Below are 15,964 nucleotides of genomic sequence, written 5' to 3' on the forward strand. Positions count from 1 at the left end.
TGGGCTCGGAGATGTGTATAAGAGACAGCTTCCAAGCTGATGACGAGAGTTCGATTCTCTTCACCCGCTCCAATTATGACATAACATAGGTCTAGGACCATTTCCCTCTAGAGGGCAGGCGACTCGCGACGTGCGAGTCGTCTTTTTTATTGATTCTGCTGATGATTCCAACGAATTTATGGGTATACAACGATATAGATAGAGATTCGTAAAGGAGGATTCGTATGATTCAGATGAAAATGCCCGGCGTGACGATCTATCAAAGTACACTCATGAAAACGACTTCGACATTAATCGAGACGCCTGATTGTCTGATCGTCGTCGACCCTGGCTGGCTTCCCGATGAGATTGCAACGATTCGTCGAGACGTCGAAATCGTGCGTCGCGAACGACCATTATACGTCGTCTATACGCATGCCCATTTCGATCATATTTTAGGAGCCTATGCCTTTACGGATGCCATCGTCATCGCTTCTAAACCGTTCATCGATGTCGACCGACAAGAAGCGCTCCAAGCCGTACAAGATTTTAATGATGAATTCTATATCGATTCTCCCGTCCTTTTCCCAGACGTGACACATGTCATCCATGAGTCTGAGACGATTTTAACGATCGGACAAACGAAGTTAATCTTCTTTTTGACGCCCGGTCATGAAGCGACTCATCTTTCCTTCATCGTCATGCCACTTCACTTGTTAGTCTGCGGCGATTACGCTTCAGACGTTGAAATCCCCTTGATCGAACACGATTCCTCTGAGTATTTGACGACGCTCGAGTTACTCGAGTCGTTCATTTATGAATATGAAGTCAAACTCTTGATTCCCGGACACGGTCACATTTGTGATATCCGAACAGAGATGATCGAACGACTTCATCAGAGCTATGATTATATTCTTGCCCTCCGTGCCGGAAAAGAATCCGACTGGGCTCCATCTTGGCAAACGACTCCTTTTATGAAACGTCTGCATGAAAAAAATAAGCGACAAGTCAAAAAAGAACAAGAAGAACGATTAGCCCGACGCCATTATGATTAACTTCGCTCAACTAAAAGACTCGGTCGCCAAATTGGTGACCGAGTCTTTTAGGGTTATCCAAGTAATGTGACGAGCAACGCTTTTTGTGCGTGGAGGCGATTCTCAGCTTGATCGAAGATGACCGATTGCTTGCCATCGATGACGTCCGCCGTGACTTCCTCCCCGCGATGCGCCGGAAGGCAATGCAAGAAAATAGCTTCATCATTTGCTTGATTCATGATATTGGCATTAACCTGATATCCTTCAAATGCTTGCAGACGCATCGTCGCTTCTTCTTCTTGTCCCATACTCGCGAAGACATCCGTATATACGACGTCTGCACCACTCGCTGCTTCCTCAGGATCCGTCATGACGATGATGTTTCCACCCGTTTCCTTCGCAATGACTTGTGCCTCATGAACGATTTGTGGATCAGGAGCATACGCCTCCGGCGCACAGATGCGAACTTCCATTCCACTGAGCGCTCCACCAATCATCAGCGAATGGGCCATGTTATTTCCGTCCCCGATATATGTCAAAATCTTTCCAGATCGTGTTCCAAATGTCTCTTCGATTATCAGCAAGTCAGCAAGGACTTGGCACGGATGGTGTAGATCCGTCAATCCATTGATGATTGGAATCGTACCGTGTGCCGCAAGTGTGTCGACGATCTCATGACCGAACGTCCGAATCATCAGGGCATCGACGTAACGGCTCATGACTTGAATCGTATCTGAGAGCGGCTCCCCCCGCCCGATTTGCATATCTGCTCCACTTAGCACGATCGGATGTCCACCGAGTTCGACGACACCCACCTCAAACGATAGACGTGTTCGCGTCGATGCCTTTTCAAACAATAAGGCCACTTTTTTATGGCTTAATGCGTTTTGGTAGACACTCGGCTGATGCTTGATGTCTTTCGCGAGTGCCAATAGCTCCGTCAGTGCTTCCGGCGTCAGTTCCGCCATCGTCAAGAAATGCTTTAATTGTTGCATCGTCTTCATTTTACTTCCTCCTTGATCGGCTCTGTCCATGTATGAAGTGGCTTCACAGCATAAGGGGACTTTTCTATCGCTTGTAGATGATAATGCGCTAATTCAGGTTCTGTCAGGACTTGTACCCCGGCAGCAAGCGCTGCTTCGCGACTCGCTTTTTCTTCTATCACGTGCGAATAGAAAATCGCACATTGTGCCCAGTCAATCGTTTCATCTAATGCTACACCCGTTCCGAAAGCCTCTGTATCTGCTCCAGCAACGATGATGTCTCTCGTCGTCAAATGTCGTTTTGTCGTCTCGTCAAAAATGAAACGTTCCAGCGCCAGTCCGTCTGTCGTCCATTGCAGCGTTTCACCTGTCGAACGCATGACGGGACCTGTTTTCGGATCGACGCCTTGTAGTTTCAACGTTGAAAAAACAGGGGTCTTGACGGCATGGAAATCAAGTTTCGTCTGTTCCGTTGGTAGTGCGACCGCTTGACCGACCGCTGCTTGGACTGCCCACTGCAAGATCGGTTGACCGGTTACTTTGGCGACGATTGGTAACGTGCGGGAGGCACGTGGATTGATTTCTAGCACGTAGACTTGATCGTCGTGCAAGACGAATTGGATATTGTACGCTCCTTTATAATCCATTCGTTGCCCGATCATCTGTGCAAATCGCTCGATTTCGCTCTGAACGGTAGCGCTGAGCGATACAGGTGGCAGAATCATCGTTGAATCTCCAGAGTGAACCCCTGCCCGTTCCAATTGCTCCATCAAAATCGGAACGTACGTCGTTGTGCCGTCCGTAATACAGTCGACTTCGATTTCCTTTCCTTGGAGGTAGGCATCCACGAGGACAGGGAATACCAATTCAGACACGATCGTCTCTAATTGCTCTTGATCGTGGATGATATGCATTCCCTTACCTCCGATGACATAGGAAGGACGAATCATAACCGGATAACCGATCGTTGTTGCAACTTCTGTCATTTGTTCATGCGTCGCCACTTCTTGTCCTGGAATACGATCGATACCGATATCATCTAAAAATTGATAGAACCGCTCACGGTCTTCCATTTGGTCAATGACATCTGCCGTCGTTCCGAGAAGATGATAACCGGCGTTCTCCAAACCAGACGCCAGCGCAATTCCCGTTTGTCCTCCGAACTGGACTAGGACGTCTTGGCAATCCTCTGCTTCTAGCACATGCATGACGTCTTCAAGTGTCAACGGCTCGACATACAGGCGATCTGCGACTTCGAAGTCGGTCGAGACGGTCTCTGGGTTATTGTTAATCATGATCGTTTCATAACCGGATGCTTGCAATGCACGTACCGCGTGAACGGAGCAATAATCAAATTCGATTCCTTGACCGATTCGAATGGGTCCCGCACCGATGACAGCAACTTTCTTTTTCGTCGATGCTGTGACTTCCGTTTGACCACTCCAGTTTCCGTAGAAATAAGGTGTCGCACTCTTGAACTCTCCTGCACATGTATCAATCATATGATAGACAGGGAGGATGCCTTTTTCTTTACGTAAGTGCTCGATCTCTACAGCACTAACACCTGTCAGAAGCGCAATTTGTTCGTCCGTGAAGCCCATCATTTTGGTTTGCTTTAGAGAACTTTCATTCGATACATCGATGTTTTGTTGCTGATCGACGAGGCGTTGAAGTACTTTGACGAATAAAGCTTGTACTTTCGTCTGTTCGACGAGTGATTCGACGGTCGTCTCCTTGCGATCGAGTAGCGCGAGCATCGCAAGCAAGCGACGATCCGTCGGCGCCATCACTTCCTTCCACAACGCATCCGATTCCGCTGTTTTCATCCATGTCGGATAAAGAGGCGATTGCTCGACTCCTGCACCGCGCCACGCCTTTTGTAACGCTTCTTCTAACGTCTTCCCCATCGCCATGCTCTCACCCGTCGCCTTCATTTGTGTTCCAAGCGTCCGGTTACTGCCAGTAAATAGATCGAATGGGAAACACGGCACTTTTGCCGTAATATAATCCATCGTTGGTTCAAAACTTGCCATCGTTTCTTTCGTGACAGGATTGATGCAATCGTCGAGTCGCTCACCGAGCGCAAGACGTGTCGCTAATTTTGCGATCGGATATCCCGTCGCCTTGGAAGCAAGTGCCGAAGAACGACTGACACGCGGATTGACTTCAATGACGAAATAGCGTTCTTCCGTCGGATGGATTGCGAATTGAATGTTGCATCCACCGATGACACCGAGATGCGATACGATTTTACGCGCTTCCGTACGCAATTGTTGATTCATTTGATCCGAAATCGACTGAATCGGTGCAAAGACGACCGAGTCTCCAGTGTGGACACCGACAGGATCGATGTTTTCCATGTTACAGACGATGATCGTCGTATCTGCGCTATCACGCATGACTTCATATTCGACTTCTTTATAGCCAGCGATACTCACTTCAACCAAACACTGTGAAATCGGACTTGCTTGTAGACCGTTCTGCGCCAACAGACGTGCCTCGTCCTTCGTTACTGCGATTCCGCCGCCCGTTCCACCGAGCGTAAAGGCTGGTCGGATGACGAGTGGTACCCCGTGTACTGCCATGAATTCCTCAAGCTCTGCTAACGATTCGATCGTTTGACTTTCCGGGAGCGGTTGCGCGAGTTCGATCATCTTTTGCTTGAATCGTTCACGATCTTCTCCGTCTCGGATCGTCTCAAGCGAAGTCCCTAGAAGTTCGACACCGTATTGTTCAAGTACGCCTGCTTCTTCGAGTGACATCGCAAGATTGAGTGCCGTTTGACCGCCGACCGTCGCTAGGAGATGGGATGGTCGATCTTGTTCGATGATGGCTGTTGCTTTTTCAAGAGTCATCGCCTCAATATAGACATGATCTGCCGTGCTCGGATCCGTCATGATAGTAGCCGGATTCGAATTCATTAAGATGACCTCGCATCCCGCTTCTCGAAGCGCCTGACAGGCTTGTGTGCCGGAATAATCAAATTCTGCTGCTTGCCCGATGACGATCGGACCCGAACCGATGACGAGTACTTTCTGTTTATCCCACATATGCTACCTCCTGATGTAATACGCTATTTACGAATTGATCGAAGACGACCATCGCCTCTGTCGGTCCTGGACTCGCTTCCGGGTGAAATTGGACTGTCATGATCGGTAGTACCGGATGAATCAATCCTTCAACGGATCCATCATTGATGTGTTCGTACGCAAGTTCCATCTCAGACGCTTCGATACTTTTTACATCAACGGCATAACCATGATTTTGAGACGTCATGAACACTTGTCCGGATGCTAGATGACGCACAGGATGATTCGCTCCTCGGTGTCCGTGATGTTGTTTTAATAAGGTACAGCCGAAGGCATGAGCGAGAACCTGATGTCCCATACAAATACCAAGTGTCGGATAGCTCGTCGCCAGTTCACGGATTCCTGAAAGGAACAGGTCTAATTGTGTTGGATCACCAGGTCCGTTGGAAAACAGTAGACCATCTGGAGCCAGCGCTTGAATCCGTTCCGGTGTCGTATTATATGGTACGACCGTTACACGCATATGGCGTTCAAGCAAAGCATCGACCATCGATTGTTTCACACCGTAATCGATACAGACGATGTGCCCCTGTTCGACTTCCGGTACGTATTCGATGTTTGAAGTCGTTGATACGGAAGCGATGTATGCTGTGTCGATTGACGCAGTGACGCTCATATCCACTTGCATCATGTCACCGAATTGATCGCCTTCCGTCCGTAATAGATGCACAAGAGAACGCGTATCGACTCCCGACAAAATCGGCACATTTGCTTCACCCAACCAACTCGCGAGCGATGTTCCTTCCCCGTCCTCAGCCAAAGTTTGGACGATGACACCAGCGACTTGAATCTGGTTGCTTTCTGACGCTTCCGCTTGAATACCGTATTGACCGATCAACGGGTATGTGAAGACAAGAATTTGTCCTTGATAAGATGGATCCGTCAAGACTTCCTGATATCCTGTCATTCCTGTAAAAAAGACGACCTCTCCTTTGACTGGAGCTGTTCCTTGCCACGAACCGGTAAACGTCGTTCCGTTCGCAAGCGTTAATTTTCCGGATTGTTTCATACGATGACCTCCTGTTGACAAACAAGTTGTATTTTTTCGATGGCGTGCATGAGTTCCTGTTCTGTCACGAATAATGATGGCAACAAGCGAATGACATGAGGACCAGCCGAGACGACGAGAAGACCATTCTCACGCAAAGCGTCAATCAGCGGTGCAACAGGCATCACACACTCGATACCAATCATCAAGCCACGTCCACGAATAGAACTCACGATCGACTTAGGTAATTTTTTTTCTAATTGCTGACGTAAATATTCGCCTTTTCCTTGAACGTCTGCCATGACAGTGTCACTTAACAAAAGGTCAAGTGTGGCTTCCGCAGCTGTCATCGCGAGTGGATTCCCACCAAAGGTCGAACCATGCGATCCAGGTGTAAATACTTCTGCCGCTTCTGCCGTCGCGAGTAGCGCACCGACCGCGAGTCCACTCCCAAGTCCTTTCGCAAGAGTGATGATATCCGGTACGAGTGGTGTCTGCTCAAACGCAAAACGAGAGCCCGTCCGACCGATGCCAGTCTGTACTTCGTCGACGATGATTTTGACATCGTATTGTTGCGCCTTCTTCATCAACGCTTCGAGCCACGCATCGTCGGCGACGACGACCCCACCCTCTCCTTGAATGATTTCGAGCCATACGGCAGCAGTTTGTTCCGTAATCGCTGATAAGCTCTCCATCTCGTTAAACGGTAGATGTTTGAAGCCATTTACCATCTCCCCGTATCCCGCTTTGATTTTCTCCTGTCCTGTTGCGCCCATCATCGCAAATGTCCGCCCGTGGAAAGATTGTTTAAACGTGACGACTTCCGTTTTCCCTGTCCATTTTCGAACGAGTTTGTACGCCGCCTCGTTTGCTTCCGCACCACTGTTACAAAAGAAGGCATGACTGAGATGACTGTCTTCCGTCAGTCGCTCGGCGACCCGCTCTTGTGCCGCGATTTGAAACAGATTCGACGTATGCCAAATTTGATTCAATTGTTCCTCTAGCCGTTGCTGAATATAAGGATGACGGTGTCCTGTGTTGCATACAGCGATTCCCATGATGAAATCCAGATACGTCTTGCCTGTCGCATCTTCTACGATCGACCCTTGTCCTTTGACCAATTCCACATCAGTACGTTGATAAGTGGGTAGTAGTGCACTCATGTAATTCCTCCTTGATTCGTGTCCCTGCAGCTAACGCATTTTTCCCAGACCGAATGACGACCTCTGGAATACCATGCTGAGTGGCCTGCATCATCGCTTCGACCTTCGGAATCATTCCCCCGTAGATTTCTCCCGACGCTATCGCAGCTTCGATGGCTGCAGACGTGATTTCTGATTGATAGTCACCGTTTACTTTTACACCCTCAACATCCGTCAACAATTCAAATCGGTCGACAGACCAAGCCTTCGCGACAGCAATCGCACACGCGTCCCCGTTACTGTTCAATACACCTTGTTCCCCTGTGACAAGGGATGTGACGACAGGCACATAACCATTCGTACTCAACACCGTGAATAATCGTGGATGAATGTGCGTGATCTGACCGACTGCCCCGAGTCCTTTGATCGTTTTACCATGGACGCTTGCGCCGTCTAACCCGCTCATCCCGACGGCAGGAATCCCCGCTTGATTCAACTGCTGGACGATACCGGATTGGACTTCCCCTGCTAAGATTCGTCGCGCTCCGAGTAAGACACCATCCGTCGTTACACGGACACCGTTTCGAAACACGGGTTTGATTCCCTCTTGTTCACAGTAACTCGATAGAAGAGGACCACCTCCATGGACGATCAATAATTCGTTACCGGTTTCGACCCACGCTTTCCATTCCTCGAAATACCGCGCATCCAGTTGCTCCCACACACTACCACCTAGTTTGATGACTTTTCGTTTCGTCATGTCCGGTAACTCGCATTGATTTTGACGTAATCGTACGTCAGGTCACAGCCGTAAGCGCGTCCTTGTCCTACTCCATCATGCAAATCGATATGAATATGGACATCCTGCTTTGCCAGTTCCTGCGATGCAACTGCTTCATCGAATAAGACAGGCATGCTCTGTTGCAACACCCACTGCGAACCAATTTTGATGTCAACGTTTGATACATCGAGTGGCTCCTTAATACTTCCGACAGCAGCGATGATTCGTCCCCAGTTCGCATCTTCCCCAAAGATGGCTGTTTTGACGAGAGACGATCCGACGACTTGTTTGGCGATCATTCGTGCTACTTCATCGGTTTGTGTTCCCGCTACCGTCACCTCAATCAACTTCGTCGCGCCTTCCCCGTCCCGCGCAATCTGTTTCGCTAAATCTTGGCAAACCGTTTCGATCGCCTGTTCGAATGCCAACGCTTCGTCCGTGCCTTCAACGATCGTTGCGCCCCCTGCAGCTCCGCTCGCTAAAATCATGACCATGTCATTTGTCGAACTGTCTCCATCTACGGTAATGCAGTTGAACGTCCGATGAATCGTCCGACGCAACACCGTCTGTAAGACATCCGGTTCAATCGTTGCATCGGTCGTCAAGAAACCAAGCATCGTCGCCATGTTCGGATGAATCATGCCTGATCCTTTCGCCACGCCACATACTGAAATTTGGACATCCCCTTGCATGTATTGTTGACCAGCTGTTTTCGTACCAGTATCGGTCGTCAGGATCGCATGAGCAAAATCATCCGCGGCATCCTTGTCATTTGTAGGCATCAGCTGTGGAATACCTGCCAGTAACGTATCAATGGCTAACGGTTGACCGATGATCCCTGTTGAAGCAATCGCGACTTGTTCTGGAGCAACATTTAAACTTTTCGCCATCGCTTGTTGCGACATATACGCATGGGATAACCCTAGTTCCCCTGTACACGCATTCGCGTTCCCGCTGTTAACGAGGACGGCATGAATACGACCTTGTGACGCCTGAATCGCTTGTTTCGTCACGGTGATTGGTGCTGCTTGCACCTGATTCGTCGTATAGACAGCTGCAGCGCTTGCTCCTACTTCACACCAGATCAGACCTAAATCCTTCCGCTTTCGTTTCAGACCCACATGTATTCCCGATGCTTGAAATCCCTTCGGTGTCGTGATCGTCAATGGGGTCTTTACTTGTACTTGCCACACAGGCGTTCCTCCTCTTTCTTTTTCTCTTGATTAAATGTAGATCGGCTGTTGCGTTAAACCGGATGTCTCATCAAAACCAGCTAGAATGTTGGCATTTTGAACGGCTTGTCCGGCAGCTCCTTTTTGCATGTTATCGATGACTGAAACGATGGTCACTCGCCCTGTCCGATCATCCTTATAAACGGTCAAATCACAGTGATTACTCCCGACGACGGATTTGATTTCCGGATCAGCCTGTTGGATTCGGACGAATGGTTCCGTTGCATACTGGTCCGTCAACCAAGATCGCCACTCCGTTTCCGATAAATCGATCAACGGCTGAACCGTCATAATCGCCATGATGCCTCGATTGATCGGTAGTAGTTGGGTCGAGAACGTAATCGGATGCGATGATCCGGTCCATTCGAAAAGCGCCTGCTCAATTTCCGGGATGTGCTGATGCTGATTCACTTTATACAAGCGAACGTTTTCGCTTGAATGGACATGATGCGTTTGTGCCGTCAACGTTTTCCCTGCTCCCGTCAGACCAGAAGAAGCTTGAATGATGATTTGAGATGGATCGATTTTTTTCTCTTTTAAGAATGGTGTTAGTCCAAGCAAAACTGCTGTCGCGTAACAGCCTGGATTCGCAATCCATTTGCTCGCAGTAACAGCTTGACGATTCCATTCTGGTAATCCATAAGTTGCTCTTTGTTGCAACTGGGCATCAATGGGTTCCTTGTCATACCACATTGCATATGCTTCAGCTGGAAGTCTCAAATCGCCACTTAAATCAATGACGTAACCGGACCAGTTTTGAAGTTGTTCTAAGTAATGCTTTGAAATCCCACTCGGTGTCGCTAAGAACACCATGTCCGTATCGGTTTCCATCAAATGATCCACCGAAAAGGAAGATAACGAGGAATATGTTTTTTTATTCATGAATGGGAATACGTCATGCATGGATTCCCCCGCCATCGAGTCACTCATCAAGCATATGATCTCAAATGAAGGATGTGATTCTAGTAGGCGAATCAGTTCAATTCCGGTGTATCCTGTTGCTCCGATGATGGTACATTTCATATCAGTACGCTCCCCTTCAAAGAATGTTATATCGATTTAAACATATGTATATTTATACTGTCAATTGAATTTTTATTAGTTTTTATACAAAAAAAGAAGCGTTGAAGCGATTGTCTTCTATAAGACAGTCCCTTCAACGCTTCTTTTACACGCATCTACTTAACGCTTTTCCGCACGTTGCGCTACGAGATGATCAATCCCAAATACGCCTGCACCCATGATCGCGACGACTACTACAAAAATCAATGTAAACATATGTATCCTCCTCATCGTTCACAAAAATGTCATTTGATACTTCTTATTGTGCAAGATTTGAACAAAAAAAGAAAGCGTTTACGACAAAAAATCGTCACATTTCTATTTTTTTATATTTTTTATCGACACTCTTATGGTTGACGTCCTCCATAATATTCGTTAGTATTACGTTTGTTCAATGCTTTTGTGCATAAAAGCGTGTTAGCAACAGAGCGTTATCATACTCTCATATTCATATAAGGAGGTGGAAGCATGCGCATGTCATTCCGTGAATCCGCAGCTATCCTAGGAATCAGTATCATCATCTTATTGTCCGCGTTATTCGGTGCTAAAGCCGAACCGCATCTTGCCATCTTGTCTAGTCTTATTTTCGTCTCAGGATATGCCGTTTACCGCGGTTTTAAGTTCGAGGACGTCGAACACCATATGATTCAAGGTATTCGTGAAGCGATTAAACCGATCTTGATCATGTTGCTCGTTGGTATGACAATCGCGGTCTGGATGATGAGTGGCGCAGTGCCGACCCTTCTCCATTTCGGGTTATCGACCCTTTCAGCGACTTGGTTCGCACCGAGCGCTCTTCTGATTGCGATGGTCGTCTCGACCTTTACAGGTAGTTCGTTTACAACGATCGGTACGGTCGGTGTTGCCTTGATGGGTATCGCAATCGCACTGGGCGTCAATCCTGCACTTGCAGCAGGCGCCATCATCAGTGGAGCTTGTTTCGGAGATAAGATGTCACCTTTATCAGATACGACGAATTTCGCGCCCGGAATCGTCAATGTGTCTGTGTTCGATCATATTCGTTTCATGATGGGAACGACGATTCCCGCTATCACGATCACATTCATCTTATTCTTCATTTTCGAACGTAGTAGTGGAAATGTTGATTCATCCGTTGTTCAAACGACACAGCAGGAGTTAGCTCGTTTGTTCGACTTGTCACCTTGGACGTTGCTTTCACCGTTGCTCGTCATGGTGTTAGCATTACGTAAGATGCCCGTCATCCCAACACTTGTTGCTGGTGTTTTAAGTGGATTGTTGTTAACAGGTCTTGTACAAGGAAACTGGAATATCTCGAACTGGATGGCAGTCATTCAGAACGGATTAAAACTAGAATCTTCTAGTGAGACGGTTACATCCATCATTAGTAAAGGTGGATTGCAATCGATGATGTGGTCCGTTTCACTCGTCATGCTCGCGCTCGCTTTCGGTGGCGTCTTGCGTGGTATCGGTGTCATCGATGTCGTCATTGAACGAACGGTTTCCCGATTGAAGCGCGATGGCAGCATCATTTCATCGGTTGCCTTATCATCGATCGGTGTTAACTTCATGGCTGGAGAGCAATACTTGTCCATCTTGCTTCCGGGTCAAGCATTCAAGAAAATCTTTGAAGAGCGTCAGATTGATCCGCGTTTCCTTTCTCGTTCACTCGAAGATGGAGGAACACTCGTCAACCCACTCATTCCGTGGGGAGTTTCTGGAGCATTCTTTGCTTCTACTCTTGGTGTCCCGGTAACTGAATACATCCCGTTCGCATTCTTTTTACTCCTTTCACCATTGTTTACGTTTTTACTCGCATTTCTTCGTCCAACGAAAATCGAAACAAAACAATCTCTCGCTTCTTGAGTCTATTTCATATTAAAGATCCGATATGTCCTATCGGGTCTTTTTTTCTTACCAGTATCTCCTTTATTTCCTGTTAAATACGTCAGATTTAAGACGAAAACGGCTTGGAATCACGTTTTTTTAAAGAATCATGTGTAAAGATGAAATGAACTGGGAATATACCAAACATAAGATTAAAAATTACAAAGAATGATAGAGAGAGAGTACGTTCCTGATCGACCAAGGGATGACTTCGATGTAATTTGTGGGAGGAGTTAATATGATCAAACGTGGTACGCTGGAGCGACTTGACGGCAAATATGCTGTCCTGCTATGGGAAAATGGTTCAAGTTTCATTCCACGACGTTATTTACCACCTGAAGCAAGGTTAGGCGATACGATTATTTTTGACGGTACAACCTATACGTTAGATGTCAGTAATTCATCACCCTCTTCCTTTCAAACATTTTCGTTTCGGCAAATGGGTTGATGATCGATAAAAAGCCATTCAGTACCATGAATTGACTATAGAGAAGGAGTTTCTCTCATCAGTCTTTCATGAAATGAATGGCTTTTTCGCTTTATCTATGCACATATAGGGAGTGACCATGACACGATGGGCAGGAAAAGTGATCGATATCGGATATTTCGATTCGCTCTAGTATCGTCTGATCATGTGGGCATTCGTAAAGTGGTTGAACGACATCTAGTTGTAAAAATAGGGCACACCAAAACCGATTCGAAAATCGGTGACAAGTCGGACAGTGGTATAAATCCAATTGATACGGTACCCAACCATCCGCTAATTCCTCCTGATAAAGCTGATAGTGCTGAATTAATCGAAATCGATTCCAGTCGTCTATATACGTTCGCTGTAAAATCGGTTCATGCATCGACGGAACGAACCAAAGCGGGAGACCTGTCATGAACGCTTCGACCCCTTGCGTCAAGACAGCAGGAAATGTCGGCCAACCATCTAGTTGACCGAGTTGGAATGTTTGTTGAAAGGAGCAGTTGTGGCATAGGAGTTCCATTGTCATCCTCCTGTTCGTTTCACCATCTCTTTTAACATCTGTTCCGTTACAGGACCGATGTGCTTCGAAAGAATCTTTCCTTTCCGGTCTAATACATAAGTCGCTGGCATTGCTACGAGACGATAAGCATCTTCTGACGTTCCCTTTCGATCATACAACACAGGATATTCAACAGGTGTCTGCTTCAGAAAATCAGCAACATCCGAAACACGTCGTTCTGATGTCGTGACATTGATCCCGTAAACGGGTACATCTGTATGTCGTGCAAAGGCATTTAGTTCTGGAATCTCTTGTTTACAAGGTGGACACCACGTTGCCCAAAAATTAATGACAAAGACATCATGATTGATTTCGTCTAGATCGATGGTTTTTCCTTCTTGATGTAAGGATAGGTTCGGGGCTTTCATCCCTACTTCGAGACCACCTTGTGATACTTGTTTTTGTTGTTGCTCCACTTTTTTTTGTTTTGCATCATATGTTTGATAACCTTGATAGGCAATGCCGATAATAGCAATCGCTAGGATCAGATAGATCAACGGTTTTTTCACATCTAACCCCCTCCTTCTTTGTTCAGTGTAGCAGACTTCCTCTTTTCGACTATCTACTTTTATCAACAAAAAAGCGAACTCTTCCGTCTTATACGCGGAAATGAGTTCGCTTCATTTTAGAGAATTCACGTTTTAACGAGACACACGGTTAGTTAAAACGTGGTAATTGTTTTTTGACTTGACGGTTATCTTTAACGCTACCGACAGCTTCCGCTCCTCCTAAGGCCTCATTCAAGGATGTCTTTCCTTCCTTGACTTCTAGACGTCGATTGAATACCGATCGATTATCGACAGAAGCAACGAGGATCGATGCGACATCCGTTTCCGAAATCGTCGCGTCCTTCGTGTCCTTCAAATCTTCATCGGCTTCAATCAAGCCACGCCCTTCACCTGTTGTGATGGCAACCGGACAAATGATCGTATACGTCAAACCACTATGTTCAATCTGTTCCTCTGCTGCATTCTTAGCAGCGTAGAACGGATAGACATCTTTCTTGAATTGCTCAGGTCGATCTGCACCATAAGCGCTCAGTAGCACGAAATGACGTACTCGCGCTTTTTTAGCTGCATCAATTGTTTTCAAAGCGACTGTTCGATCCAGCAGTTCTATTTCAGTTGCTTCGCCGTCTACTCCTGCGGTCGCCGCACAAATGACTGCATCCTGCCCTGCGACTCCGTGCTCAATGACTTTTTCGAGTTCTGTTTCGATATCGACGTAATGCGCCTTGACACCGAGTTTTTCGAATCGTTCCACCAGATGTTCATGACGAACGATGACCGTGACCTGATGACCCTTGGCAAGCGATTTGACGACGCGCGCTCCAATCGTACCGGATGCACCTACGACTAGTACTTTCATATGGGGGGTCCCTCCTCGATAAGTTAGTCACCTTCGTGGAATGTCATGATGTCATGTCCAAAAATCGTCGATTTCAGAGATAACCTAAAACAATCCACCAAAGGAGCAACGTACATCAATTTATACCCGCAATGAACGGAAGGAAACCCCTCCCCATTAGTTCTTCAATGTGCCATAAAACGTCGTATCGAGCTGATCACGTAGTTCTTGCAGTGCCTTCTCATTCGGTAAGTCATAGAAAATCCCGTTCAGTCGTTGGCTGACGGCTTCGATTTCATAATGTTTTCGTTCTGACATCAAGGCAATCGATAACCCTGCCGTCGCCATCTCGCGGACACTTAAATCAAGGTTCATTTCTTCTTTCATATACGTGTGCGCTGCTGGAATTTTCGACCATCCAGTCGGCTTCATCAAGTGTGTCGCGACGGCTTGGATGACTTCCGACTGACGATTCGCGCGCGCTCCGTCATTATCCGTTTTTCGATGTCTCGAATAGGCAAGTGCCATCGCGCCATCCATATGATATTCCTTCCCTTTTTGGAATGAATACTGATTTGCTTTCCCACTCGCATCCTGCTCGGAGAATGTTCCTGTCGAGACAAGGTCGATTCCGCCGATTTGATCCACTAATCCGATGAAACTATCGAAGGAGATGACGATCTTTCCATCGATCTCTTCATCGAGTAGACCCGAAACAGCATCTTGCGTACATTCTTCTCCACCGAAGGCAAAGGCATGTGTGATTTTATCCTTCTTTCCATTCTCACAGGAAATCGGTGTATACGTATCTCGAGGAATCGACGTCAGTTGAATCGTTCGAGAAAGTGGAATGAATTGCATGACCGACAGGGAGTCTGAACGTGATCCACGCAACGACTCTCCAGGTCGTGCATCACTACCGATCAATAAGAACGTGAATGGTTGTGAAGCAAAAAGAACGAATGCGATGAGCAACAATAAAAATAGTCCAAGAAGCTTTCGTTTAAAACGACGTTTTTTCTTGATTTTTTTAGGATGAGCTTCGCGTGAAGAGACGTCAGGATTCTGCTGTACCGATTGCTCTGATCGCCCCGCCTTCCTCGGGCGTCTCGAGCGTTCCCGATTAGCAAACAACCGTGATCCGGCACCCCCGATCATCTGTGCGACCTGTTTAAGCATGCCGCTCCCGGAACGACGCGATGTACTTTTTCGATCTCGCGGTTGCTCTTCGACATATCGATGATACGTAGCCGGTTCTTGCTGCTTCTCAAAGGATTGTTGAGAAAATGATTCGTCCGGCGCGTACGCTTTCGAAAAAGCTTCTTCTTGCCTAGCCTGCTCTTCTTCTTGTCTAGCTTGCTCTTCTAACTGCATACGTCGTCGCTCCAAGCGAGAGCGGTGTGGTTGATGTTCTGCCATTCAGATACCTC

The 15,964-nt window shown here is 47.1% G+C and carries 14 protein-coding genes; 3 read left to right on the forward strand and 11 right to left on the reverse strand.

Going from position 1 to position 15,964, the window contains the following annotated elements:
- Window positions 1–224 precede the first annotated feature (224 nt).
- A complete protein-coding gene (locus F8N00_RS03650; RefSeq protein WP_023467227.1) occupies window positions 225–1,034 on the forward strand; it encodes an MBL fold metallo-hydrolase in 810 nt (269 codons plus the stop codon).
- Between the two features lie 53 nt (window positions 1,035–1,087).
- On the opposite strand, the gene argF is transcribed toward F8N00_RS03650, so the two are convergent.
- The 7 genes from argF to argC are packed head-to-tail and all read right to left on the reverse strand — an operon-like array spanning window position 1,088 to window position 10,251.
- Complete coding sequence (gene argF, locus F8N00_RS03655) at window positions 1,088–2,017, reverse strand: ornithine carbamoyltransferase (RefSeq protein WP_421017792.1); 930 nt, start codon at window positions 2,015–2,017, stop codon at window positions 1,088–1,090.
- Complete coding sequence (gene carB, locus F8N00_RS03660; protein WP_421017793.1) at window positions 2,014–5,046, reverse strand: carbamoyl-phosphate synthase (glutamine-hydrolyzing) large subunit; 3,033 nt, start codon at window positions 5,044–5,046, stop codon at window positions 2,014–2,016. The genes argF and carB overlap by 4 nt, the downstream gene beginning before the upstream one ends.
- Entirely contained in the window at window positions 5,036–6,094 is a 1,059-nt protein-coding gene (locus tag F8N00_RS03665) for a carbamoyl phosphate synthase small subunit (protein ID WP_421017794.1), read from the reverse strand. Before F8N00_RS03665 ends, carB begins: the two co-directional genes overlap by 11 nt.
- Window positions 6,091–7,236 carry an acetylornithine transaminase gene (locus F8N00_RS03670; RefSeq protein ID WP_058265753.1) on the reverse strand — a complete coding sequence of 382 codons (1,146 nt, stop codon included), beginning with the start codon at window positions 7,234–7,236 and terminating at the stop codon, window positions 6,091–6,093. The genes F8N00_RS03665 and F8N00_RS03670 overlap by 4 nt, the downstream gene beginning before the upstream one ends.
- On the reverse strand, window positions 7,202–7,975 hold the full coding sequence (argB, locus tag F8N00_RS03675; protein WP_023467220.1) for an acetylglutamate kinase: 774 nt from the start codon (window positions 7,973–7,975) through the stop codon (window positions 7,202–7,204). The genes F8N00_RS03670 and argB overlap by 35 nt, the downstream gene beginning before the upstream one ends.
- On the reverse strand, window positions 7,972–9,189 hold the full coding sequence (argJ, locus tag F8N00_RS03680; protein ID WP_421017795.1) for a bifunctional glutamate N-acetyltransferase/amino-acid acetyltransferase ArgJ: 1,218 nt from the start codon (window positions 9,187–9,189) through the stop codon (window positions 7,972–7,974). Before argJ ends, argB begins: the two co-directional genes overlap by 4 nt.
- A gap of 30 nt (window positions 9,190–9,219) precedes the next feature.
- A complete protein-coding gene (gene argC, locus F8N00_RS03685; RefSeq protein ID WP_023467217.1) occupies window positions 9,220–10,251 on the reverse strand; it encodes an N-acetyl-gamma-glutamyl-phosphate reductase in 1,032 nt (343 codons plus the stop codon).
- Between the two features lie 507 nt (window positions 10,252–10,758).
- Here argC and nhaC point away from each other — a divergent pair.
- Entirely contained in the window at window positions 10,759–12,135 is a 1,377-nt protein-coding gene (gene nhaC / locus F8N00_RS03690) for a Na+/H+ antiporter NhaC (RefSeq protein ID WP_421017796.1), read from the forward strand.
- A 259-nt stretch (window positions 12,136–12,394) separates the two neighbouring features.
- Window positions 12,395–12,604 carry a DUF3006 domain-containing protein gene (locus tag F8N00_RS03695; RefSeq protein ID WP_023467214.1) on the forward strand — a complete coding sequence of 70 codons (210 nt, stop codon included), beginning with the start codon at window positions 12,395–12,397 and terminating at the stop codon, window positions 12,602–12,604.
- 91 nt (window positions 12,605–12,695) lie between these two features.
- Here F8N00_RS03695 and F8N00_RS03700 read toward each other — a convergent pair whose 3' ends face one another.
- The 4 genes from F8N00_RS03700 to F8N00_RS03715 form a co-directional block, all read right to left on the reverse strand.
- Window positions 12,696–13,148, reverse strand: coding sequence for a hypothetical protein (locus F8N00_RS03700; RefSeq protein WP_421017797.1), 453 nt, complete (start codon window positions 13,146–13,148; stop codon window positions 12,696–12,698).
- A gap of 2 nt (window positions 13,149–13,150) precedes the next feature.
- The gene (locus F8N00_RS03705) at window positions 13,151–13,696 is read right to left on the reverse strand and encodes a TlpA family protein disulfide reductase (RefSeq protein ID WP_058265748.1); all 546 of its coding nucleotides are present in this window, start codon (window positions 13,694–13,696) and stop codon (window positions 13,151–13,153) included.
- A gap of 148 nt (window positions 13,697–13,844) precedes the next feature.
- Window positions 13,845–14,555, reverse strand: coding sequence for an NAD(P)H-binding protein (locus tag F8N00_RS03710; RefSeq protein WP_023467211.1), 711 nt, complete (start codon window positions 14,553–14,555; stop codon window positions 13,845–13,847).
- Between the two features lie 156 nt (window positions 14,556–14,711).
- Entirely contained in the window at window positions 14,712–15,953 is a 1,242-nt protein-coding gene (locus tag F8N00_RS03715; protein ID WP_023467209.1) for an LCP family protein, read from the reverse strand.
- Between the last annotated feature and the right edge of the window lie 11 nt (window positions 15,954–15,964).

Origin of the sequence: Exiguobacterium sp. A1_3_1, from assembly GCF_048985645.1 — a bacterium.
Taxonomy (GTDB): domain Bacteria; phylum Bacillota; class Bacilli; order Exiguobacteriales; family Exiguobacteriaceae; genus Exiguobacterium_A; species Exiguobacterium_A indicum.